The following is a 24,226-nucleotide window of genomic DNA, read 5'->3' as shown; positions in this document are numbered from 1 at the left end:
GGAACGGTGCGCGGTGCGCACACGGGAGATGACGTCGCCCAGACGGCGGCTACATCCCCCGAGACTGGATGAGCGCTTCGGCCGTTCGTTCGGCCAGCGCCATGATGGTGATCATCGGGTTGACGCCCGGGGCTGCCGGAAGCGCCGACGCGTCCCCGACCCAGACGCCGGAGACGTCGTGCAGCTGCCCCCAGCCGTCCGCGACCGAGGTCGCGGGGTCGTCGCCCAGACGGCACGAGCCCATCTGGTGCGCGGAGTACGCCGTGTAGTCGGCGGTGTCGATGTCGCCGAGGGAGTCGACGAACGCGTCAAAGTCCTCGCCCTTGCGCCACCGGACGTCCTTCCAGTGGAAGGTGAACACCTCGGTCGCCCCGGCGGCCCGGTGCATCGCGGCGAGCTCGCGGTGCGCCCGCAGCCCGATCTTGCGGTCGGCGTCGTCGAGCTCCCAGCGGACCGCGGCGCGCCCCTCGTCGTCGAGGTGGACCTCGCCGCTGCCGTGGTCGTGCGAGACCCCGTGCCACGTGGCGAAGCGACGCAGGTCGAGCAGCCGCTCGCGCGTCGTGCGTCCGTCGACGAACGGCATCTGCCCGGCCCACGTGCCCGGGTTGAGGCCCAGGCTCTCGACCAGGAAGCCACCGCCGTCGACGACCTTGGTCAGGTCGAAGCTGACCGCCGACTGGATCTGTCCGTGCCAGGCCTCGATCGGCTCCTCGTACACGCCCGTGACGATCCATGCGGGGTGCAGGCGCAGGTTGCGGCCGACCGCCGGTCCTCCGATGCCCGACCGCAGCAGCACGGCCGGCGACTCGATGCCGCCCGCGGCCACCACGACCGACGGGGCGTCGACGACCAGCTGGCGATCGCCGTCGGCGCGGCGGAGGGTCGCCCTGACGCCGGTGGCCACGCCGTCCTCGCTGAGGACCTCGTCGACCTCGCAGCCGACGATGATCGAGGTGCCGGCCGCGACGGCGTCCTGGAGGTACGTGTGCACCACGGACCGCTTCTTCCCTCGCTGGCAGCCTGCGTTGCAGTATCCGCACAGCGACGAGTCGTCGTCGCGCGCGGCGTTGCGGGGCAGCCGCTCGTGCCCGTAGCCGAGGGACGCCAGGCCCGTGATCATGGCGCGGGTGTTGCCGTTGTGGACCGTCGCGTCGGTGTTGACGCCCAGCCGGTCCCAGACCTGGTCGAGGTGCTTGTCGAACTCGGGACCGTCGAGACCCGTGAGCCCCTGGGACGCCCAGTCGGCCCGCACGTCGTCGGGCGTCCTGAGGCACACCATCGAGTTGATGAGCGTGCCGCCGCCGAGGACTGCGCCCGCCAGTACGCCCATCTGGCCGTTCTCCGACCACAGGATGCCGCCGCGCAGGAACATGCCCGCACCGTCGGAGTCGAGCTCCTTGAGGGAGTCCTCCGCTCGCTGCTCACCGGCCTCGAGCACCAGCACCGACAGCCCGGCCGCCGCGCAGCGGGCCGCGATGACCGCACCGCCGGCACCCGATCCGATGACCACGACATCGGCCGAGATGCGCGACTCCTCGGGGTCGAGCACCGGTAGACGACCGGGTGCGTCGCTGGGCGGGACCGGTGCGGACACGGGTCCGGGGTAGCCGAGGACGGGCCACGTCGGGTTGCGACGATCGGGTCCGACGCCGTTGACGAAGGTGCCGAGGACCAGCGTCTTGAGGTGGCGCACGCCGAGGCGCAGGTGCTGGTCGTCGGCTGCGCGGTGCAGAGCCGCGGCGCGGTCCTCGAGCCCGAGGTCCGCGAAGCCCTCCTCCTCGAGGTGCGCGACGAGTGCCATCACGGCACCGCGCACGGGGGCGTCGAGCAGCGGGACGACCGAGGCGACCGTGATGTCGATGCCGCGCTCGGTCGCGCCGTCACGGAAGTACGCCGCGAGACCGGGCTCAGCGCCCTCGGGCGCGTCGAGCGGGGGCAGCAGCGTCGTGGCGACGGCGACGACCGTGGCGAGCTGCGACGGGTTCAGTGCGTCAGCCACGGCGGCCGCCCTTCGGGAGACGGAACCAGCCGCGGTCGCGACCGACGCCCAGGGCCACCGCCACGATCAGCACGAGGCCGTTGACGGTGCCGCGCCAGAACGTGGAGACGTCGGTGAGGGTCAGCCCGTTCTGGATGACGCCGAGGAAAAGGACGCCCAGCACCGTGCCGCCGACCCCTCCCTCTCCGCCGGTGTAGGCCGTGCCTCCGATCAGCACCGCGGCGATGACGGTGAGCAGCAGCGTGGAGTCGATGTTGGGCGACGCGCCGGTCAGGCGGCCGACCTGAACGAGGGCGGCGAGCCCCGCGCACAGACCCGCGATGACGTAGACCATCAGTGTCGTGCGAGCCACGTTGATGCCGTTGAGCCGCGCGGCCTCGCTGTTGGAACCGATCGCGTAGACGCCGCGGCCGAACGAGGTGTAGCGCAGCACCAGTGCGGCCACGACGACCACGACGACGTCGAAGATCAGCAGGTAGGGGACGCCGGCGATGTCCTCGAGCGTGAACGTGTATACCGGCTCGAAGCCGTCGAGCGTGAACGTGTTGATCGTCTTGCCGCTGCTGACGACCAGCGCGAAGCTCTCGAAGATCGAGAGCGTGCCGAGCGTGACCACGAGGAACGGGATCTTCAGGTAGCTGATCAGCACGCCGTTGACGGCACCCAGGAACAGGCCGAAGGCCAGCGTTCCGGCGATGGCGACGAGCGCCCCGACGCCCGCGGAGAGCAGCTCGCCGAAGATGATGGCGGTCGCCGCGCCCGCCGCCGCCGTCGACAGGTCGATGCCGCCCGACAGGATGACGAAGGTGGCACCGATGGCCAGCAGGAGGACGACGCTGTTGCCCCCGACGACGTTGGTCACGTTGCCCCACGTCGCGAACACCGGCTGCGTCGCCGTCAGGTAGATGCACAGGATGACGAGCCCGGCGATGACACCGGTGCTGCGTCCCGAGACGCGCTGGATCTCCGACCACATGGACGCGGCCCGGGACGGCGCCGCGTCGTGAGCGGGGCCGCCGTGGCCCGAGTCGGGCCTCTTCTCGGCAGCGAGCTGGTCAGATGACATGGGGGTGCTTCCTTTCGTGGTCATGAGGTCGAGACGTCGTTGGCGTGCACCCGGCCGCTGACGGCCAGGTCACCGATGGTCTGCTCGGAGATGTCGTCGCCCGCGAGCTCGCCGCACACCGCTCCGCGGAAGAACACGAGGATCCGGTCGCTGAGACCGATCAGCTCGGGCAGCTCCGATGACACGACGATCACGGCCGCGCCCGACGCGGCGAGCTCGTGGAGCATCGCGTAGATCGCGCTCTTCGAGCCGACGTCGACGCCGCGGGTCGGCTCGCTGAGGACGTAGACGTCGCAGCCGAGAGCGAAGGTGCGCCCGAGGATGACCTTCTGCTGGTTGCCGCCCGACAGCAGGGTGATCCGCTTGCTGGGCGACGACGTCTTGACGCCGTACCGCTCGATCGCGTCCTTGACGCGTCGGCGCTCGACCGAGGTGCGGATGATGCCGCCGCGACCCATCCGTCGCAGCCACGAGACCGAGAAATTGTCGGACACGCTGCGGACCGGCAGGAGGGCCGACTTGCGACGGTCGTCGGGGACGTAGCCGATGCCCGCGGCGATGACCCGCCTCGGATCCCCGAGCGCCACGTCCTTGCCGCGCACCCGGACCGTTCCGGTGGCGGGGATCGCGCCACCGAGCGACATCGCGAGCTGGGCCTTGCCCGATCCGACGAGCCCCGCGACGCCCAGCACCTCGCCGGCGCTGACGGTGAACGACGTCGGGCTCATCTCGCCGTCGGCCGAGACCAGGCCGTCGACCTCGAGCACGGTCTCGCCGATCGTGACCTCGCGTGACCCGTAGTAGTCGCCGAGGTCGCGGCCGACCATCATGCGCACCAGCTGCGACTCCGGCGTCGAGGGCAGCGGCACCGATCCGACGAGCGTCCCGTCGCGCAGGACCGTCGCGCGCTGCGCCGTCGAGTAGAGCTCGGGCATGCGGTGGGAGATCATCAGGACGGCCACGCCGCGCTCGGCCTGCAGCCGCACGAGCTCGAGCAGCCGGTCGGTCGCGGCCTCCGACAGCGAGCTGGTCGCCTCGTCGAGGATCAGCAGCCGGGCCCGGGACGAGATCGCACGAGCGATCTCGACCTCCTGCTGCAGCTCCACGCTGAGCTCGCGGACCGGCGTGTCGACCGAGATGTGCACGTCGAGCTGGTCCAGGACCTCCCGGGCCTGCCGGCGGGCCGAGGACCAGTCGACGCGACCGCGCCGCTGGGGCAGGCGTCCCATCATGACGTTCTCGGCGACCGTGAGGGACGGCGCGAGCGTCAGCTCCTGGCTGATCATCACGATCCCGAGGTCGCGTGCCGCCGAGGGGTCGGCGATGACGGTCTCGCGACCGTCGACCAGGATGCGCCCCTCGTCGGGCTGCTCGACACCGCCGATGATCTTGGCGAGGGTCGACTTGCCCGATCCGTTCTCGCCGGTCAGCGACAGCACCTCGCCGGCATGGATCGTCAGGTCGACCCCTCTGAGCGCGACGACTCCGGGGTAGCGGCGCACGGCACCCACCACCTGCACCAACGGTGTGGTCCGAACCGCGTCGTCCTGCACGCTCATCGATCGTCCTCGTTCCTGCTCGCTGCGAGACTCCGAATGCCTCGAAGTGGCCTCACAGTGACAGCGGTCGCCGACGTGTCGTGCATGACATGGTCCGCTCAGCGGACTCGAAACATCGCCGAAACCGCGGCGTCACCGGGGCCGCTCGACAGCTGGCGATGGACCACTGAGCGGACCGGTCGCGGTGCCGGGCACGCACGACTCGCCGATACTGCGATGACCCCCAACCAGGTGACGGAGACCCCTCATGAGCATCAGCACCCCGCGACGCGCCTACGCCGACACGGCCCTCGGGCAGGTCCACTACGTCGAGCAGGGCGAGGGTCCCGCGATCGTCCTGATGCACCAGACGCCGCGGTCCTTCGACGAGTTCCGCGAGGTCCTGCCGCTGCTCGCGGAGTCCCACCGCGTCCTGGCGATCGACATGCCCGGCTTCGGCCTCAGCTACGAGATCGCGGCGCCGCAGTCGATCGAGGCCATCGCCGACGGTGTGCTGGCGTTCCTCGACGCCCTCTCGATCGAGACCACCGACCTGCTCGGACACCACACCGGCGGTGCCGTGGCCGTGGAGATCGCTGCTCGATCCCCCCAGCGCATCCGCTCGCTGCTCCTGTCGTCCGCTCCGTGGGCGGACGCCGCGTACCGCGATGCCCACGCCGGCGGTCCGGGGGTCGACGAGGCGGACGTCGCCGACGACGGCTCGCACCTGACGACGTTGTGGGCACTGCGGCAGCCGTACTACCCGGCCAGCCGCCCCGATCTCCTCGACCGGTTCGTGCGCGACGCGCTGGCACCGGGCGTCACGCCCGCCGAGGGCCACATGGCCTGCGGTCGCTACGTCATGGAGGACCGGATCGGTCGCGTCGTCGCCCCGACGCTCCTGATCGGCGCGAGCGACGACCCGTTCGCCCTGCCGTCGGTGGCCAGGCTCGCCGAGCACCTGGTCAACGCCGAGCGCGTGGAGCAGGCGATCATCCCCGGCGGGACCATCCCGCTGATGGAGACCAAGAGCCGCGAGGTCGTCGACGCCGTGGAGTCCTTCCTCGGGCGATAGCTGCACGCCCTGGTGCGATTCTCCAGCGGTCCGCTCATCGGACCACCGGGAGGTGACTACGACGTGGCATCGATCACCATGGGAGTCCCCCCGGAGAAGGAGCCCCCGTGACCGTCGACACGACGCCCACCACCGACATCCGCCTGCTCAGCGCCCTGTGCGACACCATCGTCCCGGCGATCGACGTCCCGGCCGAGGACGCTGCCGAGCGCACCCTCTGGACCACGAGCGCGACGGACCTGGCCGTCGACCAGATCCTGGCGTCGGTGCTCCCGCTGTGGGCACCCCATGTGCAGACCCTCGTCACGACGACGCTCACCGCCCTCGGTGACGACTTCGCCGACGCCGACGCCGATCGCCGCGTCGCGGTGTGGCGGGATGCGCTCGAGTCCGACGCGACCCGGCCCGGAGCCCTCGTCCTGCAGAGCACCGTGCTGGCGATGTTCTACACGGTCCCCGACGAGCAGATGTCCAACCCGACGTGGCCGGCGCTGGGGTTCCCGGGACCGTTGCTGGCACCTCCCTCGGAGGAGGCCTTCCCCAAGACGCTGCGCACCGAGGAGCTGCCGACCGACGTCGAGCAGACGCTGCAGGCCGATGTCGTGGTCGTCGGTTCCGGTGCCGGCGGCGGCGTCGCGGCGGCCCGTCTGGCCCATGCCGGTCTCGACGTGCTGGTGCTCGAGAAGGGCTCCTACCGCAACGAGCCCGACCTCCCGCAGCTCGAGGCCCTGTCGTTCCCGAACCTCTACCTCGGTGGCGGCTTCATCTGGTCGACCGACGCCAGCGTCGGCATGCTCGCCGGCTCCACGGTCGGCGGCGGCACGACCGTCAACTCGATGGCCTGCCTCCCGACACCCGACTACGTCCTCGACGAGTGGGCGGCCGCCGGCATGGTGGGCGCCACGCGGGACGAGCTGAGACCCCACATCGAGTCGGTCATGCGACGCATCAACGCCGTCCCGTCCAACACCGTGCACAACCGCGTCAACCAGATCCTCAACCGGGGCTTCGACGCGGCGGGCATGACGCACGAGACCCTCGCCCGCAACGCCCGCGACGACGACGCGCGCTTCTGCGGCGAGTGCAACGCGGGCTGCCTGGTGGGCTGCAAGCAGTCGACGATGAAGACCTTCCTGCAGGACGCCAGCGACTCCGGCGGACGACTGCTGGCCGACTGCGACGTGCGCGAGGTCCTGCACGACGACGGGCGCGCGACGGGAGTGCGGGCCCTCGTCCGCACGCCCGACGGGGAGCGCGAGGTCGTCATCGAGGCATCCGTCGTGGTCGTGGCGGCTGGAGCGCTGGCATCACCGACGCTGCTGCAGGGCTCGGGCCTCGGCGGTCCGGCGGTGGGACAGAACCTGCACGTGCACCCGTCGTACTTCATGAGCGGCGTCTACGACGAGGTCGTCGAGGGGTGGGCGGGTCAGATCCTGACGAGCGTCTGCCACGACTTCAACCAGGTCGAGGACGGCCACGGGTTCGTCGTCGAGGCCGCACCCATGGGCCTCGGCTTCTGGACCGGGCTGACGCCCTGGCACGACGGCGAGCAGCACAAGCGCGAGCAGCTGAGGCTCAAGCACGTGTCGGGCGTCTGGGGCTTCGCCCGCGACCACGGGGCAGGTCACATCGAGCGCGACGCCGATGGGATGCCCGTCGCGACGTGGGGCCTCGACGACCCCGTCGACCTCGCGATCGTGCGCCGCACGCACCAAGAGCTCGCCCGCATCATCAAGGCCTCTGGCGCCAAGGAGGTCTTCACGTTCCTCCCCGGTGATCCACGCTGGCGCGAGGGCGAGGACTTCGAGGCGTTCCTCGACGTCCTCGGCTCGCTGGAGAAGGACGACGTGCTGACGCTGTCGGCCCACCAGAGCGGCACCTGCGCGACCGGCACCGACCCCGCCACCTCGGTCGTCGACGGACGCGGCCAGCTGCACGACTGCGCCGGCGTCTACGTCGTGGACGCCTCGGCGCTGCCCACGGCACCCGGCGTCAACCCGATGGTCTCGATCGAGGCCTTCGCCAGCAAGACGGCCCAGCACGTCATCGACGACTGGAGCGCCCGCGGCTGACACCCCGCGATGTGTGACGCTCTGCCCCGGTCCTCGATGAGGACCGGGGCAGAGCGTCACGAATCGCGAGGGCCTAGCGCGGGTGCAGCACGGCCTTGCCGTTGACGCGGCCCGTGGTCAGACGGTCGAGCGCCCCGGCGACATCGCTCATCGCGAAGGTCTCGAGGGCCACGGTCAGCTCACCGTCGACGAGCAGACGGGTCAGCTCGCCGACCACGGCATCGCCCTCACCGGCACGGCGCAGCAGGTTGACCGGCAGCACCGAGACGTCGGCCAGCAGCCAGTTGGGCAGGTCGAGGGTCGCGGACGTGCCTGCCGTGTAGCCGACGACGGCCACGCGACCGCCCGGTCGTACCCACGCCACGCGCTCGGCGAGGTGCTCGCCACCGACCGTGTCGACGACCAGGGTCACGGCGGGGTCGGCTGCCAGCTGGGCCGCGCGACCGGCGTCCTGCATCGACACGATCTCGGCGCCCTTCGGCACCAACGGGAAGCGCACGTCGGACGAGACCAACGCGATGACGCGTGCGCCGGCCCGCAGCGCCAGCTGCACGACCATCGAGCCGACGCCACCGGCCGCGCCCGTCACCAGGACGACCTCGTCGGCGACCGACTCGACGCCCGCATCGGCCCAGTCCCCCAGGCGTCCGACACCGTGCAGGCTCACGTGCGCCGTCGTGAGGGGGTCGTGGGCGACGGCCGCGAGATCGAGGTCGAGGCCTTCGGGCACCTCGGCGAGGGAGCCGTGCGGGACGACGACGAGCTCGGCCCACGTGCCGGGCGTCGTGACGCCGACCCCTCCTCCGCGGATCGACACCCGGGCACCCGGTACGAACACGTCGGACTGCACGACCGTCCCAGCCCCCTCGACGCCGGGGACGTACGGCAGCTCGGGTCGGATACCGAACTCGCCGCTCGCGACCGTCAGGTCAAAGTGCGAGAGGCTCGCGGCCGCGACCTCGACCAGCGCCTCGCCGGGGCCGGGCCGCGGAACCTCGACCTCCTCGAGCCGTGGCGGCTCGCCCCATGCGTGGATCCTGAGGGCCTTCACGCCCAACCGCCAGCACGGCCGGCGGCCTGCGCGAGACGCTGGGCGGCGGACGTGATGTTGCCCCGGTTCACGGTCATGCGAACACGATGGCCCTCGCAGCGGCGGGAGTAAACGCAGCTGTCTCGCTCAGCAGTCCCACGCACCGTCACAGCAGGTCGTGCACCGTCCGCCCGCCGACCACGGTCCGGAGCACGACGGTACTGCCGATCTCATCGGTCGGGATCTCGAACAGGTTGCGGTCGAGCACGATGAGGTCGGCGGCCTTGCCGGGGGCGAGCGTGCCCCGCCGGTCGTCATGACCGACGGCGCGCGCACCGTTCACCGTCATGGCGGCGAGCCCCGTCGCGAGGTCGATCGAGTGGTCGCCGTGCTGGATCGCGCCCTGCAGGGCCGGGAAAAGGTTGGGCGTCTCGGCGACGCTCCAGTCGGTGCCGAAGGTCATCTCGGCTCCCGACGCGACGATGGTGTCGAACTCGTAGAGGTGGGTCACGTCGTGCTCGGCGAGGTGCCACACCGCCGGCGACATCTCGGCACCCACGCGCAGTGGGGCGAACCGGCCGAAGTCGGCGGGGTCCACGAGGCAGCAGTGGGCCAGCTCGTGGCGCGGCCCGTCGGGGCCGTTGACAGCCCGGGCGTTCTCGATCGCGTCCAGGGCGCGCCGGATCGCTCCCTCGCCTCCGCAGTGCACCTTGACCGTCAGGCCGGCGGCGTCGAAGCGCACCATCGCGGCGTTCATCTCGTCCTGCGGGATGAGCAGGTGCTCCTCGTCGACGGTCCCGTCGTCGTGAATGCACGAGTGCGTCCAGTACGGCGGGATGGGCGAGCCGTCGAGCCAGAACTTCACGAACCGCGTGTCGACGTGCCGTGACGAGTAGTCGTCGTGGTGCTCGATCATCCGGTCGAGCTCGTCGAGGCCCGCCATCCCGAACGACTCCTCGCGCCACACGAGGTGCGCGGCGACGTGCAGGCCGAGCTCGTCGGACTCGTCGAGCGACCGCAGCACCCGCAGCAGCTGGGCGGTCGAGGAGGCGTCCTGCACCGAGGTGACGCCGTACCGGTGGTTGAGGTCGCGGGCGTGACGCACCGCGAGACCCATGACGTCGTCATCGTGCACTCCCATGACCCGGAACACGGGCCAGCGGGCCTGCTCGTACAGCTCGCCCGTGACCCGGCCGGCGGCGTCGCGGACGACCTTGCCGTTCTTGGTGTCGGGCGTCGACGCGTCGATGCCGGCCAGCTCGAGTGCCGTGGAGTTGACCAGCACGTTGTGCGCCGAGCGGTCGTGGAGCATGACCGGCTCGTCGGGGAACGCCTCGTCGAGGAAGGCCCGGTCCGGCCCGTTCGCAGCGAGCGACTCGGGCCAGTAGCGGCCGCCCACGAGCCAACGGTTGCCGTGCGCGTCCACGGGCCGTGGACCGTCCCACGCCCTCAACGCCTCGAGGATCTCGGCCTCTCCGGCGTCGGTCGCGAACGAGACCTCCCACCGGTTGAGACCGCTGACCAGGTGGGTGTGGGCGTCGTGCACCCCCGGCATGATCATGCGACCGCCGACGTCGACGATCTCATCGGCCGCGGCGACCTCATCGGCCGTCTCGGCGTGGTCACCAACAGCGATGACGACACCGTCGCGCTCGACGAGGCTCGACGCCCAAGGACGCTCGGGATCGCCGGTGTAGACGGCTGCGTTGACATAGGCCGTGGTCATGCGGGCACCTCTCGTCGTGGTCGTGCCCATGCAACGTCATCACGGCCGGCCACGCCATCGAGGCGGCCCGCTCACCGGACCGCACCGCTCCTGACCGATCAGTGCGAGCAGGTGCACTGCCCGGGCGGGCAGTGGCTGCACCCGGCCGCGGGCACGTCGAGCGCGGGGCTGCGGTCGAAGAAGTTGGCCGGCAGCAGCATGAAGCTCGCGACCTCGTTGGGCATGACGGGCCAGTCCTCCGAACGAGGGATGTGGGTCACGCCGAGCGTGTGCCAGAGCACGACGTCGGTGTCCTCGACCGGCCGGTTCGCGGCCGACCACAGGGCCAGGCCGTTGCCCGACGTGTCCATGTTGGGGTGGTCGCCCGCGGCATGGATCTCGTCGGGCGAGTACGGCGTGACCCACACGTTCTTGGTGGCGAAGCCCGCACGCTTGACCATCAGCGAGGGCTCTTGGGCGATGAGGGTGTCCGATGCCCAGCCGGGCAGCAGCTTGTAGCCGACGGGGACGCCCCACTGGTTGGTCTTGTGCGGGTTGACGACCGTCCACGTGCGGGAGGTCTGCGGGTTGGTGAGCCCGTCGCCGTCCAGCTCGTTCCTGATGGGGGTCTTGGTCACCCGGATCGCGTTGCCGTACGGGTTGGTCGGTCCGACCGGCTCGCCGTCGACGTCGGTCTGGTAGACGGTGTTCTGCCAGCCGTCGACCTCCATGTCGAGCCGGAAGTTGAACAGGTGCTGGTGCCACGTCGCGGCGAGGTTCTCGGCCACGGGGCTCGCCTGGCCCGGCAGGTCACCCTCGTAGGCGATGGTCTGCACGATGCCCATGAGCTTGGTGTCGACCTCGATGTGGCCGTCCTGGAAGAAGTTCCAGTAGAAGCCGTAGTGGTAGTTGCCGACCGTCGCGATGAAGCTGACGACGAGCTTGCGCGAGCGCCGCACGTCGACCTTGCCCGTCACCCAGTCGGTGTGCTTCCACAGGATGCCGGCGTCCTCCTCGTGGATGCAGATCGCGTTCTCGATCGTGACCGGGTTGCCGTCGTCGTCGGCCATGACGGCATCCATGTAGGTGATGTCACCGAGGCAGTCGCAGCCCAGCACGAGCGAGTTGGCCATCCTGCCGAGGCCGTACTCGCCGGCGTCGAAGGCACTGCGGAAGTAGTGGGCGTCCTGCGGGATGCCGTAGGGCACGATCATCTCGCCGACCGCGGCACGGTGGATGATCGAGCGGTAGTCGTCGCCGTCCTTGTACTCGACGCCCGTCAGCACGAGGCCGTCGATGGGGTGCATGCCGATACGGAAGCGCCACTTCTGCCACGTCATCTGCGGGCCGTCCAGGACGAAGCCCGGGCCGTTCGGCTGGGTGATCTCCAGCGGCGCGACGTCGGCTCGCATCGGCAGGTTGTGCTCGGCGGTGTAGTTGCCGCACGTCATGGGCATCGGACGCACTCCGGCGTCCTCGACCGCGACGACCTCGCCGGCGACGGTGTCGACGAGGACGATGACACCCTCGACGATGTGGGCGTACGCGTTGTCGTCCTCGAAGTGGCGGAAGTAGGTGACGCCCGCCCAGAGCCGCTTGCCCGTCAGGTCGAGATCGGCTCGGTTGCCGACGCCGAACGGATCGAGCTGCACGAGCGTCAGGTCGGTGATGCCCCGCTTGGCGAGGGCCTCGACGAAGCGCGGGTCGGCCTTGGCGAGGGTGTCGACGATCTCGACCTCCCCGGCCAGCATCTGCGCGCTGCCCTCGGTGAGCTGTTCGGACGACACGATCGTCTCCGCGTCGAGGTCGACCACGACGTTCCACGTGGCGGCCGACCTGCGGTCGAGCACGATCGCGCGGGCCTGGCGGCTGATGGCCTCTCCTGCGCGCACCTTCGCCTTGTCGGGCTCGTTGACGAACAGCGAGCCGAACCCCGGCCGGTCACCGGCGATGCCGTGCTTCTTGATGAGCGCCGAGGCACGGGAGATCTCGCTGGCCGTCAGGGAGTCGAAGAGGGCGGAGTGCATGCAGAGACCGTGCCACGCTGACAGCCCGTCCCCCAACGGGGAGGTTCGTTCACCGAACTCTTCCTGCCCCCTAGCTCATCGGCGTCGGCGACAGGTCCCTGCGCAGTGCCGGCTTGTCGATCTTGCCGACCGGGTTCTTCGGCAGCTCGCCGACCAGCTCGATGTGCACCGGCAGCTTGTACGCGCTGAGCACGCCGCGGCACAGGTCGAGCAGGGCTTCGGCGTCGGCCGTCGCGCCGGGCCGCAGCGAGACGAAGGCGGTCGGCACCTCGCCGAGCACGTCGTCCGGCCGCCCGACCACGGCGGCCTCCAGCACGTCGGGATGCCGGTAGAGCACCGACTCGATCTCCTTGGGATAGATGTTCTCGCCGCCGCGGATGATCATGTCCTTGACCCGGTCGACCAGCACCAGGTAGCCGTCCTCGTCGAAGCGACCGACGTCGCCCGTGCGCAGCCAGCCGTCGACGATAGAGCGAGCCGTCTCCTCCGGCTTGTGGAGGTAGCCGGCCATGACGGTCGGCCCGGCGATGACCACCTCTCCCACCTCGCCGGCGGGCAGGTGGCGACCCTCGGGGTCGACGACGTCGACGCGCTGGCCGGGCAGCGGCAGCCCGACCGTGCCGGGCTTGCGCGTGCCGTGCAGCGGGTTGATCGTCGAGGCGCACGTCGTCTCGGAGAGCCCGTAGCCCTCGACCAGGGTCAGGCCGAACCGTTCCTCGAAGCGCCGGATCAGCTGGGCCGGCATCGGCGCGGCACCGCACACCGCCATGCGCAGCGACGAGGTGTCGGGGTGGACGTCGTCGGGCAGCGCGCTGAGCATCGCGTAGATCGCCGGGACGGCCGAGAAGTAGGTGGGCCGCAGCCGTTCGACGTCCGCGAAGAACCGGTCGCGTGAGAACCTGCCGGTGATCGAGACCCGGCCACCGGCGCGCAGGGGCGTGAGGGTGCCGAGCACGATCCCGTTGGCGTGGAACAGCGGCAGCACCAGCATGCTGTGGTCGTCGGACGTGATGTCGAGCCACTCGATGAACGACTCCGTCATGGCGTCGAGGTTGGCGTGCGTCAGCATCACGCCCTTGGGCTGACCGGTGGTTCCGCTGGTGTAGATCAGCAGCGCGAGGTCGTCGCTCGCCGGGACGGCGGGGGTTGTCGGCGTGGTCGAGTCGAGGGCGGCGACGCCGATGGTCGTCACGCCCTCCACCGGTCCGGTGCCGTCTGCCGTCACGAGCAGGACGGACCGCGCGTCGAGCACCTGATGGGTCGCCTCGGCACCGGTCAGCACCGGGTTGAGCGGGTTGACCGTCACGCCGATGCGCCACGCCGCGAACAGGACGAGCAGCAGCTCGACCCGGTTGGCCAGCTGCACCGCCACGACGTCGCCGCCGACCACGCCGTGGTCGACGAGGGCTCCCGCGGCCGCTCTCACCCGTTCGGCGAGCTGGGCGTTGGTCAGCGTCGTCGTGTCGTCCGCGATCGCCGGAGCGTCCGGCTCTGCGGCGGCGCGGTCGTCGGGAAGTGTCGAGAAGTGCATGGGGTCCTTTCGCGGTGGAACAGGTGGCGGTCGTCCGCGGGGCGGTGTGCGGTCACGCCCCGCGGACGAGCTGGGGTGTCGTCAGCCGATCGTGACGACAGGTGCCTGGACGAGCCCGAAGCCCTGCAGCTGACCCAGCAGCTCGCGGTGCCCGAACGCCTGGCAGCCCGAGGCGAAGCCGACCCGTCGCGGCGGCTGCTGGAGCAGCGCGTACGCGGCGTAGGCCTGCAGCAGGCCGGTCTGCTTGTAGTTCTCCTTGCCGTGGATCACGACGTGCGCGCGGCCGAGCGGTCCGGAGGCGTGGACGGAGTCCATCGACTTGTTGACGCGCGGGTTCTCGCGCGGCGGCATCTCGCCCATGACCTGTGCGGCCGTGGCCGCCAGCGCGGCGTACTTCTCCTCCACGCCCATGCCCTCGGTGGCCTTGATGGCACCGGCCACGATCTGCGGCACGGCCAGCATCAGGCCGCGGTTGAACACGCCGCCGAGCGCCTTGACGTTGGCGACGCGGGGGTCGCGGCGGTACCAGACCGGGTGGGACGTCCCTCCCCACGGCAGGGCGAGCGCGACTTCGTGCTGGCCGGGGATGGTGAGGTGGTAGTGGCCGGCGTCGGGATCGAACGGCACGTACGTGTCCTGCTCGAGGTAGTTGGCGCCCGACAGCGCGGCGTTGAACAGAATCGTCTGGGTCGAGGCGACCGTGGGGCTGCCGCCCCAGAACACCGCGATGTCGAGCGTGTCGAGGCCCGGCTTCTCGAGTGCGATCTCGGCGGCGATCTCGCCGGTCGTGTACATCTGCGCGAGGCCCGGCGACAGCAGCAGGCCGGCGGCGGCGAAGTCGCTGCCGTACTCCTCGTCGCACCGCATGACCCAGTCCTGCTCGCCGGTCGTGTCGGTGTAGTGGACACCGGCGGCCAGTGACGCCTCGACGACCTCGGGGCCGAACTTGCTGAACGGGCCGACGGTGTTGAGCACGACGGACGCGCCGGAGAACAGCTTCGTGAGCGCGCCGACCTCGTGCTCGACCTGGACGACCTCGTAGCTGGCGGTCTCGATGCCGGGCACCCACGACGTCATCGAGTCGGTGAGCTTGTCCTCGTCGCGGCCGGCGGCGACGAAGGGGATGTTGTACTCGCGGAGGTACTCGCAGATCAGGCGTCCGGTGTATCCGGAGGCTCCGTAGACGACGACGGGCTTGTCACTCATGTGATGGTCCTTTGCTGAACGGTGGGAGGTGGGTCTGTGCTGTGACGGACGGACGGACGGGGCGGGTGGGCTACATGCCCATGCCGCCGTCGACCGACAGGGAGACGCCGTTGACGAAGGCCGAGTCGTCGGACGCGAGGAACGCGACGCCGTTGGCGATGTCCTGCTCGGTCGCGAGCCGGCCCGACGGGGTCAGCGAGATGACCGCGCCGACGGCCTCGTCGGGCGAGCCGAACAGACCGAGGTTCGCGGTGTCGTTGGCGAGCTGTCCGCCCATCGCGTTGGGGACGAGCCCGGGGCACACCGCGTTGACCCGCACGCCGTAGCCGAGCCGGCCCGACTCGGCGGCGGCGACGCGGGTGAGCCGGTCGATGGCCGACTTCGAGGCGGAGTAGGCACCGATGCCCGGGAACGCGATGGTCGCGGCGACCGAGGCGATGTTGACGACGGCACCGCCGGCTCCGGCTGGACCTTCGGGACGCATCGCCCGGAAGGCGTGCTTGATGCCGAGCATCGTGCCGAGCACGTTGACGTCCATGATCTTGCGGACGCTGGCGGGGTCGAGGTCGACGAAGAGCTCGGTGATCTCGATGCCGGCGTTGTTGACCACGACGTCGAGCCCGCCGAGCGAGGCCAGCACGTCGGGCATCGCGGCCTCCCACGAGGCGTCGTCGGTGACGTCGAGGTGCACGAACGCAGCCTGGTGGCCGGCCTCGGCGAGAGCGGCGGCACTCGCGGCACCCGTCTCGGCGTCGAGGTCGGCGATGACGACCGAGGCTCCCTGGGTGGCCACCGTCTCGGCCATCTTGAGCCCGAGACCGCGGGCACCGCCTGTGATGAGCACCTTGCGGCCGCTGAGATCGCACGTTGCCATGTCGAAGTTCCTTCCGAAGTGGTTATGACCTGGGTCACAGCAGAACAGAAAACTGGACAGTTGACAAGAGAAATCTTGACGACTGTCAAAAGAACTGGCTGAGAGCCGACGATGCCGGTCGTTTCCGCCTAGACTCGACCCGACGCGGGACCCGCGGGGCGACCACACGAGAGGGGATGACGATGGCGACGTACGACGACCGGGCGAGCAGGGCCGGCACCGACAAGTTCGGTCGGCGACGCGAGCAGCTCGCGACCTCCGCCCTCGTGACCCTGGCCGAGCGCGGCTACGCCAACACGGGCCTGCGCGACATCGCCGACAACTCCGAGTTCTCCCACGGCGTCCTGCACTACTACTTCAAGGACAAGAACGACCTCATCCAGCACTGCGTGCGCCAGTACAAGCTCGACTGCGCGAAGCACTACGACGACATCGTCGAGACGGCCACGACCGCCGACGAGCTGAAGTCGCGCTTCGCCGACGCCATGACCGGCACGCTGCGCGACGAGGCCTCGATGCACCGCCTCTGGTACGACCTGCGCAACCAGAGCATGTTCGACGCCGAGCTGCGACCGGTCATCCAGGAGATCGACACCCTGCTCGAGGAGATGATCTGGTCGGTCGTCAGCCGCTACGCCGGGCTGCTCGGCACCACGGTCTCGGTCCGACCCGCGCTCGCCTACTCGACTTACGACGGGACGTTCGAGCAGGCACTCGTGGCGTTCATGGCCGGCGATCTCGGGGCCCTCGACCGCATCGGTGACGACTGCGTCCGGCTGCTCGACCTGCTGGTGTGCCCATCGCCGTAGACCCCGATCGCGAGCGCCCCGGCCGGTGAAGCGCGGCGAGCGGCGTGTCAGGTCCGTGCTCGTCGGATCAGCCGTCTCGTTCACTACGACGTACCGGGGCGACCGGGTCAAGTACCGGCGCGAGGAGGACTCCCGGTGGCGCGATCAACGGCGCCGCGCGTACACGGACCTCGCGATCGAGCTGAAGTCGCTGATGGCTCTGCTCTACCGGGTCGCCGCTTGGCACGGCCTGGACCAACAGCCGGACCCACTCGCTCCCGACCAAGCAGTCCTGCTGTTCGCCGGCGTCTTCCAACGCCGCGACGTCGCCTTCGAGCCGATGCTCGTGGTCGGCGACCCGAGCTTGATAGCGGCGGCTCGCGTGTGGGCTGGAGAGGTGAACGACACGCGCAAGCAGCTCGACCGCGACGCCCAGCACCTGACCGCGGACACCTGGGATGCCCTCGTCGCGGAGATCAACGTCGCCCGTCAATCGTTCCACGATGCAGCTCGCCACGACCTCCGCCTCCGGTACCCCGTTGAGATGTGTCGGCCGCATTGCCGAGACCTCGGCGGCCGACTCGCATAGGTTGTCAGACAATCTGTTATTGTCAGACAATGTTGCCCGCCCAGGATGTCGCCGTCCGTCCCGACTCAGTCGTCGACGGCCTGCGCAGAGCAGTCCTGTCACGCGAGCTGGCACGTGACACCGCAGTCACGGAGGCCTATGTCGCCCGGACGTTCGGCGTGGCCCGACCCACCGCTCGGATCGCGATCGACAAGCTGGTCGCAGACGGGATACTGGTGCGCAAGCCGCACCACGCGGCACGCGTTCGCGTGCTCGACCGCGATGACATCATCGACCTCTTCGTGAGCCGCGCAGCGATCGAAGTGGCCGCCGTCGAGCTCCTCGCCTCAACCGCCACCGTCCCTGCCGAGGCCACGACGGCACACTGCACGTTGCGCGAGCGACCCTCCGGGGGCTCCTACGCCGAGGCCGACCTCGCATTCCACCGATCACTCGTCCACGGCACCACGTCGACGCGCCTGCCCAGGCTGCACGACCTGCTGATGGGTGAGATCGAGCTGGGCATCGCTCAGATCGAGGCGCACCGGTTGCGGTCGAGCGACGAGATCGTCGCCGAGCACCAGGCCATCCTCGACGCGATCGCGGCAGGCGACGTCGCCGGAGCCAGCGCCCTCGCCCGCCAGCACGTTCTGGCCTCGCGCGATCAGCTCGTCGCCCACTACGACTCCACCCACCCCACCGCCCAGAAGGTGACCTGATGGTCCAGCGCCAGCTCCCCCGCCCTGTCGAGATCTTCGACCTGCTGAAGTTCAAGAAGCCGGTCCTCGACCCCAGGCGTCGACGCCTCGAGAAGGCCTTGACGATCCATGACCTGCGGACGATCGCCAAGCGCCGCACGCCCCGGGCGGCCTTCGACTACACCGACGGTGCCGCCGAGGGGGAACTGTCTCTGGCCCGCGCCCGTCAGGCGTTCGAGGACGTCGAGTTCAGCCCCCGCGTGCTGCGACCCGCCGCGAAGGTCGACACGTCGACCACGATCCTCGGAGGCCCCTCGCGTCTCCCGTTCGCGATCGCCCCCACCGGTTTCACGCGCCTCATGCAGACCGAGGGGGAGATCGCTGGAGCCGGTGCCGCTGGCGCTGCAGGCATCCCCTTCACCCTCTCCACGCTCGGCACGTGCTCGATCGAGGCCGTCCAGGCGGCCAACCCGCACGGCCGCAACTGGTTCCAGCTCTACGTCATGCGAGACCGCGAGATCTCCTACGAGCTGGCGCGGCGAGCCGCTGCGGCCGGCTTCGACACCCTGCAGTTCACCGTCGACACCCCCGTCGCGGGTGCCCGACTGCGCGACAAGCGCAATGGCTTCTCGATCCCGCCGCAGATCTCGCTGCGAACCATCGTGAACGCGGCCGTCCGTCCGTGGTGGTGGTACGACTTCCTGACCACACCGAAGCTCGAGTTCGCGTCGCTCAGCTCGACCGGCGGAACCGTGGGCGAGCTGCTCGACTCGGCGATGGACCCGACCATCTCGTACGCCGACCTCGACGTCATTCGCGAGATCTGGCCCGGCAAGATCGTGGTCAAGGGCGTGCAGAACCTCGAGGACGCCAAGCAGCTCGCGACCCAGGGTGTCGACGGCATCATCCTGAGCAACCACGGCGGACGCCAGCTGGACCGCGCCCCCATCCCCTTCCACCTGCTGCCTGACGTCAAGCGCGAGGTTGGCTCGGCCCTCGAGATCGGCGTCGACACCGGCATCATGTCGGGCGCGGACATCGTGGCTGCTTCCGCTCTCGGTGCCGACTTCTCGATGATCGGGCGCGCCTATCTCTACGGCCTCATGGCCGGTGGACGCGCCGGCGTCGACCGCACCATCGCGATCCTCGAGGACGAGATGGTCCGCACCATGAAGCTGCTGGGAGCCGCCTCGATCGACGAGCTCGAGCCCGCACACGTGACCCAGCTAGAGCGACTGACGCCACGCCCACGCCGCCACGGCTGACGCCTGGTGGACGGGGAAGGGGCCAGCGCACGGCGTGTGCGCTGGCCCCTTCCCCTGCTCGAGCCCCCGAGCACGGATCAGCGCCGGGGGGTGAAGACCTCGAGAGAATGGGTCGCGGCGATGAGCTCGCGAAGATCAGCCAGGTCGCCGTCGACGGCACCGAGTGCGCGCGCCTGCACCAGGACGTTGCCGAGTGCGGTCGCCTCGACGGGCCCGGCCACGACCGGCCGACCGCTGCGGTCGGCCACTGCCTGGCACAGCACACGGTTGAGCGAACCGCCGCCGACGATGTGCACCCGACGGATCGGACGACGAGCCAGCGTCTGGGCCGTGTCGAGCGCTTGCGCGAACGCCGAGGCGAGACTCTCGATGATGCTGCGGAGAATCTCCGGCTTGCCGACGGGCATGGGCTTGCCGTGCTCGCGGCACCAGTCGAGGATGCGCTTCGGCATGTCTCCGGGTGCCATGAACCGTGGATCCTGGACGTCGAACACCGTGACCTCGTCGGTGACCTCAGCGGCTGCGGGCAACAGCTTGGTCAGCTCGACGCCTGCACCATCGCGCTCCCAGGTGCGCAGCGTCTCGCTGATCAGCCATGTACCCATGACGTTGGTCAAGAACCGGGTCGTGCCGTCGACACCGCCCTCATTGGTGAAGTTGGCGGCCCGCGCCTCGTCGGTGAGGACGGGGGCGTCGAGCTCGACGCCGACCAGCCCCCACGTGCCGCACGAGATGTAGGCGGCGTCGTCGGTCAGCATCGGTACGCCGACCACCGCTGATGCGGTGTCGTGCGAGCCGACGGCCGTGACGGCCAAGCCGGGGGCACCGATGCGCTTGCCGACAGACGACGTGACCTTCCCGATGCGCACACCGGGGTCGATGAGCTCGGGCAGCATCGACGCCTGCACGTCGAAGCTGGCCGCGAGCCTGGTGTCCCACTGCCGTGTCGTGGCGTCGAGCAGGCCGGTGGTCGAAGCATTGGTACGTTCCGCGACGAAGCGCCCCGTCAGCCAGTAGCCGATGAGGTCGGGGACCAGCAGGAGCTGGTCGGCGAACCCGACCAGATCGTCTGCGGCCAGCTGGTAGAGCGTGTTGAACGGCAGGAACTGCAGACCGTTGCGGGCGTACAGCTCTGCGGCAGGAACCGTGGCGTGGACGCGCGCGACCCCCCGGGCCGTCCGGCCGTCGCGATAGTGGAACGGCACGCCCAGCATGTGGCCAGAACGCATCAGGGCGTAGTCGACCGCCCAGGAGTCCACCGCCACGCTCGCGAGCCCGTCGGGTGACGAGTTGGCGGCTGTCCACAGTCCGTCGAGAGCGTGGCGGTAGAGATCGAGGGGGTCCCAGTGCAACCCGTCGGCGAGCGCGACGGGCTCGTTGGCGAAGCGTGCGACGGCACGCAGCGCCAGACGACCGGGACCGACATCGCCGACCATGACCCGGCCGCTCGAAGCGCCCAGGTCGACGGCGGCGACGGATACGGACATCACGGGTCGTGCGCCTATCGCAGGAACGCGGCGGCGACGCCGGCGTCCACAGGGATGTGCAGACCCGTCGTCTGAGTGAGATCGGGGCCGACGAGCGCGTACACCGCGTTGGCGACGTGATCGGGCAGCACCTCGCGCTTCAACAGCGTGCGCTGGGCGTAGAACGCTCCCAGGTCCTTCTCGTCGACACCGTAGACCGCGGCACGGTTGGCACCCCAGCCGCTCGAGAAGATGCCGGAGCCCTGCACGACTCCGTCGGGGTTGATGCCGTTGACGCGGACGCCGTGCTCACCCAGCTCGGCGGCCAGCAGGCGCACCTGGTGCGCCTGGTCGGCCTTGGTCGCGGAGTACGCGATGTTGTTGGGGCCTGCGAACACCGAGTTCTTGCTCGAGATGTAGACGATGTCCCCGCCCAGGCCCTGCTCGATCAGCGCCTTCGCCGCGGTGCGCGAGATCAGGAACGACCCCTTGGCCATCACGTTGTGCTGCAGGTCCCAGTCCGCGACCGTCGTGTCCAGCAGCGACTTGCTGAGCGACAGACCGGCGTTGTTGACGACCAGGTCGAGGCCGCCGAACGCCAGCAGGGTCGCGTCGACGGCGTCCTTGACGGCGTCCTCGTCGCTGACGTCGGCCTGCACGCCGATCACGACGTCTGCCCCGAGATTCAGCTCTGTGACGATCTCGGCGGCGGCGGCCCGGGCCTTCTCGAGGTCCAGGTCGGCGATCGCGACGACCGCACCCTGGGAGGCGAGCTTCTTCGCGATGGCCTTGCCGATGCCGGAAGCAGCGCCGGTGACCAGCGCGATGCGGGTCGCGAGGGGCTTCGGCGCGGGCATGCGCTGCAGCTTGGCCTCTTCGAGCGCCCAGTACTCGATACGGAACTTCTCGGCCTCGTCGATCGGGGCATACGTCGACAGACCCTCGGCGCCTCGCATGACGTTGATCGCGTTGACGTAGAACTCGCCGGCGACGCGAGCGGTCTGCTTGTCCTTGCCGAAGCTGAACATGCCGACCCCCGGCACCAGGACGATCAGCGGGTCGGCGCCGCGGATCGCGGGCGAGTCCTCGACGGCGTTGCGGTCGTAGTAGCCCTGGTAGTCGTCGCGGTAAGCGACGTGCAGCTCGCGCAGGCGGGCGATCGAGTCCTCGACGGACGCGTCGGCGGGCAGGTCGAGCACCAACGGCTTGACCTTCGTGCGCAGGAAGTGATCCGGGCAGCTCGTGCCGAGGGCCGCCAGGCGCGGGTGCTCGGCGGCGGCGAGGAAGTCGAGGACGACGTCGCTGTCGGTGAAGTGACCCACCATGGCCTTGTCCTGCGACGCGATCGAGCGGATCGTCGGCACCAGGGCGGTGGCCTTCGCGCGACGGTCGTTCTCAGGCAGGGCGGCGAAGCCGTCGAGCGCCGGGCCGAACGGCTCCGGACGCGAGTGGGCCTCGATGTACGCGGCCGCGGTCTCGATGATCCACAACGAGTTCTTCTCGGCCTCGTCGGACGTGTCGCCCCAGGCCGTGATGCCGTGGCCGCCCAGGATGCAGCCGATCGCGTCGGGGTTCTCGGCCTTGATCGCGGCGATGTCGAGCCCCAGCTGGAAGCCGGGACGACGCCACGGCACCCACACGACCCTCCCGCCGAAGACCGTCTCGGTCAGCTGCTCGCCGTCGGCGGCCGTCGCGATCGCGATTCCCGAGTCGGGGTGAAGGTGGTCGACGTGCTTGGCGTCCACCAGGCCGTGCATCGCGGTGTCGATCGACGGCGCGGCGCCACCCTTGCCGTGCAGGCAGTAGTCGAACGCGGCGACCATCTCGTCCTCGCGGTCGAGGCCCGGGTAGACGTCGACGAGCGCGCGCATGCGGTCGAGCCGCAGGACCGCGAGGCCCGCCTCCTTGAGCGTGCCGAGGTCCCCGCCGGAGCCCTTGACCCAGAGGAGCTCGACGTCCTCGCCCGTGACCGGATCGGTCGCGGTGCCCTTGGCGGACGTGTTGCCGCCGGCGTAGTTGGTGTTGCGGGCGTCGGCCCCGAGTCGATTCGACCGGCCGATGAGCTCTGCTGCGGTGCTGTCAGTCATGGGTGTCCCTAAGACGTGGGTGAGGTGTCAGTTCCAGCTGGCCTGGGTGCCGCCGACGCGGTCGGCCTCGATCTGCTTCTGGTGGCCGCTGTCCGCGTACGCCCGCACGGGGTCACCCGGAAGCCCGCGCTCCTCGCGCCACGTGGCGAGGTCGGGGCGCACGTCGGTGTAGAAGGCGTCCATGAAGACGGCGTTCGCGCCCAGCACGTCACCGGACTCCTGTGCAGCGGCGAGCGCCTCGGTGTCGACGAGCAGCGCACGGGCCGTCATCTCCTGGACGTTGAGCACCGAGCGGATCTGTCCGGGGATCTTGTCCTCGATGTTGTGGCACTGGTCGAGCATGAAGGCGACGTCGCTGTCGGGGTCGAGGGCACCGCCACGAACCACCTCGTACATGATGCGGAAGAGCTGGAACGGATCGGCAGAACCCACGATCAGGTCGTCGTCGGCGTAGAACCGCGAGTTGAAGTCGAACGAGCCGAGCTTCCCCAGCCGCAGCAGCTGGGCGACGATGAACTCGATGTTCGTGCCGGGCGCGTGGTGCCCGGTGTCGAGGCACACGAACGCCTTGTCGCCGAGAGCCGCCACCTGCACGTACGACGTGCCCCAGTCGGGGACGTCGGTGTGGTAGAACGCCGGCTCGAAGAACTTGTACTCGAGCACGAGGCGCTGGTCGTCGCCGAGGCGCTCGTAGATCGTGGCCAGCGACTCAGCGAGCCGGTCCTGCCGTCCGCGCATGTCGCCCTGGCCGGGGTAGTTGGTGCCCTCGGCGAGCCAGATCTTGAGGTCGCGGGAGCCCGTCTGGTCCATGACGTCGATGCACGCGAGGTGGTGATCGATCGCCTTCTGGCGGATCCGGCGGTCGGTGTGGGTCAGGGCACCCAGCTTGTAGTCGTCGTCCTGGAAGGTGTTGGAGTTGATCGTGCCGAGCCCGATGCCGAGGTCCTCGGCGTAGCGACGCAGCGCCGCGAAGTCGTCCACGAGGTCCCACGGGATGTGCAGCGAGACCAACGGTGACAAGCCGGTGAAGCGGTGGACCGTGGCAGCGTCGGCGATCTTCTCCTCGACGGTGCGCGGGGTGCCTGCTGAGCCGAACACCTTGAAGCGGGTGCCGGAGTTGCCGTAGGCCCAGGACGGAACCTCGATGGCTTGGGCCTCAAGCCTCACGGCGATGTCGTCGAACCTCGTCACAGTCACTTCTTCCATCGTGAGCGTCCCCGCGAATCACCGG

The 24,226-nt window shown here is 69.9% G+C and carries 18 protein-coding genes; 6 read left to right on the top strand and 12 right to left on the bottom strand.

What is annotated here, in order from left to right; all coding sequences use genetic code 11:
* Nucleotides 1-49: 49 nt before the first annotated feature.
* The 3 genes from JOF40_RS06765 to JOF40_RS06755 are packed head-to-tail and all read right to left on the bottom strand — an operon-like array spanning nucleotide 50 to nucleotide 4,624.
* Nucleotides 50-1,999: an FAD-dependent oxidoreductase gene (locus tag JOF40_RS06765; protein ID WP_129181286.1), complete on the bottom strand. Its 1,950-nt coding sequence runs from the start codon at nucleotides 1,997-1,999 to the stop codon at nucleotides 50-52.
* Nucleotides 1,992-3,065, bottom strand: coding sequence for an ABC transporter permease (locus JOF40_RS06760; protein WP_129181284.1), 1,074 nt, complete (start codon nucleotides 3,063-3,065; stop codon nucleotides 1,992-1,994). Before JOF40_RS06760 ends, JOF40_RS06765 begins: the two co-directional genes overlap by 8 nt.
* A gap of 20 nt (nucleotides 3,066-3,085) precedes the next feature.
* Nucleotides 3,086-4,624 carry a sugar ABC transporter ATP-binding protein gene (locus JOF40_RS06755; protein WP_129181282.1) on the bottom strand — a complete coding sequence of 513 codons (1,539 nt, stop codon included), beginning with the start codon at nucleotides 4,622-4,624 and terminating at the stop codon, nucleotides 3,086-3,088.
* Nucleotides 4,625-4,871: 247 nt separating this feature from the next.
* On the opposite strand from JOF40_RS06755, the gene JOF40_RS06750 reads away from it, so the two are divergent.
* Together JOF40_RS06750 and JOF40_RS06745 are read left to right on the top strand one after the other, a co-directional pair.
* On the top strand, nucleotides 4,872-5,678 hold the full coding sequence (locus tag JOF40_RS06750; protein WP_129181280.1) for an alpha/beta fold hydrolase: 807 nt from the start codon (nucleotides 4,872-4,874) through the stop codon (nucleotides 5,676-5,678).
* 107 nt (nucleotides 5,679-5,785) lie between these two features.
* On the top strand, nucleotides 5,786-7,750 hold the full coding sequence (locus JOF40_RS06745) for a GMC family oxidoreductase (protein WP_129181278.1): 1,965 nt from the start codon (nucleotides 5,786-5,788) through the stop codon (nucleotides 7,748-7,750).
* Nucleotides 7,751-7,823: 73 nt separating this feature from the next.
* On the opposite strand, the gene JOF40_RS20190 is transcribed toward JOF40_RS06745, so the two are convergent.
* The 6 genes from JOF40_RS20190 to JOF40_RS06715 form a co-directional block, all read right to left on the bottom strand.
* On the bottom strand, nucleotides 7,824-8,801 hold the full coding sequence (locus JOF40_RS20190) for a quinone oxidoreductase family protein (RefSeq protein ID WP_129181276.1): 978 nt from the start codon (nucleotides 8,799-8,801) through the stop codon (nucleotides 7,824-7,826).
* Between the two features lie 145 nt (nucleotides 8,802-8,946).
* On the bottom strand, nucleotides 8,947-10,506 hold the full coding sequence (locus JOF40_RS06735; protein WP_129181274.1) for an amidohydrolase: 1,560 nt from the start codon (nucleotides 10,504-10,506) through the stop codon (nucleotides 8,947-8,949).
* A 98-nt stretch (nucleotides 10,507-10,604) separates the two neighbouring features.
* Complete coding sequence (locus JOF40_RS06730) at nucleotides 10,605-12,512, bottom strand: primary-amine oxidase (RefSeq protein WP_129181272.1); 1,908 nt, start codon at nucleotides 12,510-12,512, stop codon at nucleotides 10,605-10,607.
* Nucleotides 12,513-12,582: 70 nt separating this feature from the next.
* Nucleotides 12,583-14,043, bottom strand: coding sequence for a class I adenylate-forming enzyme family protein (locus tag JOF40_RS06725; protein ID WP_129181270.1), 1,461 nt, complete (start codon nucleotides 14,041-14,043; stop codon nucleotides 12,583-12,585).
* An 81-nt stretch (nucleotides 14,044-14,124) separates the two neighbouring features.
* On the bottom strand, nucleotides 14,125-15,249 hold the full coding sequence (locus JOF40_RS06720) for a DUF5938 domain-containing protein (RefSeq protein WP_129181268.1): 1,125 nt from the start codon (nucleotides 15,247-15,249) through the stop codon (nucleotides 14,125-14,127).
* A 70-nt stretch (nucleotides 15,250-15,319) separates the two neighbouring features.
* Nucleotides 15,320-16,123: an SDR family NAD(P)-dependent oxidoreductase gene (locus JOF40_RS06715; RefSeq protein ID WP_129181266.1), complete on the bottom strand. Its 804-nt coding sequence runs from the start codon at nucleotides 16,121-16,123 to the stop codon at nucleotides 15,320-15,322.
* Nucleotides 16,124-16,305: 182 nt separating this feature from the next.
* Between JOF40_RS06715 and JOF40_RS06710 the strand changes: the two genes are divergently transcribed.
* From JOF40_RS06710 to JOF40_RS06695, 4 genes are read left to right on the top strand one after another with little or no spacing between them, the layout of a single operon-like run.
* Nucleotides 16,306-16,932 carry a TetR/AcrR family transcriptional regulator gene (locus tag JOF40_RS06710; RefSeq protein WP_209674423.1) on the top strand — a complete coding sequence of 209 codons (627 nt, stop codon included), beginning with the start codon at nucleotides 16,306-16,308 and terminating at the stop codon, nucleotides 16,930-16,932.
* 55 nt (nucleotides 16,933-16,987) lie between these two features.
* The gene (locus tag JOF40_RS06705) at nucleotides 16,988-17,500 is read left to right on the top strand and encodes a hypothetical protein (protein WP_129181263.1); all 513 of its coding nucleotides are present in this window, start codon (nucleotides 16,988-16,990) and stop codon (nucleotides 17,498-17,500) included.
* A gap of 29 nt (nucleotides 17,501-17,529) precedes the next feature.
* Nucleotides 17,530-18,198: a GntR family transcriptional regulator gene (locus JOF40_RS06700; protein WP_129181261.1), complete on the top strand. Its 669-nt coding sequence runs from the start codon at nucleotides 17,530-17,532 to the stop codon at nucleotides 18,196-18,198.
* Nucleotides 18,198-19,442, top strand: a complete 1,245-nt coding sequence (locus tag JOF40_RS06695) for an alpha-hydroxy acid oxidase (RefSeq protein WP_129181259.1) — start codon at nucleotides 18,198-18,200, stop codon at nucleotides 19,440-19,442. Before JOF40_RS06700 ends, JOF40_RS06695 begins: the two co-directional genes overlap by 1 nt.
* Nucleotides 19,443-19,519: 77 nt before the next feature.
* On the opposite strand, the gene JOF40_RS06690 is transcribed toward JOF40_RS06695, so the two are convergent.
* Genes JOF40_RS06690 through rhaI form a run of 3 tightly spaced genes read right to left on the bottom strand, consistent with a single transcriptional unit; the run spans nucleotide 19,520 to nucleotide 24,186 of the window.
* On the bottom strand, nucleotides 19,520-20,929 hold the full coding sequence (locus JOF40_RS06690; RefSeq protein ID WP_129181257.1) for a rhamnulokinase: 1,410 nt from the start codon (nucleotides 20,927-20,929) through the stop codon (nucleotides 19,520-19,522).
* Between the two features lie 14 nt (nucleotides 20,930-20,943).
* Nucleotides 20,944-22,995 carry a bifunctional aldolase/short-chain dehydrogenase gene (locus JOF40_RS06685; RefSeq protein ID WP_129181255.1) on the bottom strand — a complete coding sequence of 684 codons (2,052 nt, stop codon included), beginning with the start codon at nucleotides 22,993-22,995 and terminating at the stop codon, nucleotides 20,944-20,946.
* 27 nt (nucleotides 22,996-23,022) lie between these two features.
* Nucleotides 23,023-24,186, bottom strand: a complete 1,164-nt coding sequence (gene rhaI / locus JOF40_RS06680; protein WP_307800760.1) for an L-rhamnose isomerase — start codon at nucleotides 24,184-24,186, stop codon at nucleotides 23,023-23,025.
* Nucleotides 24,187-24,226: the final 40 nt, after the last annotated feature.

It is taken from the genome of Aeromicrobium fastidiosum (assembly GCF_017876595.1).
Classification (GTDB): Bacteria; Actinomycetota; Actinomycetes; order Propionibacteriales; family Nocardioidaceae; genus Aeromicrobium; species Aeromicrobium fastidiosum.
This window is presented reverse-complemented; position numbering and strand designations above follow the sequence as displayed.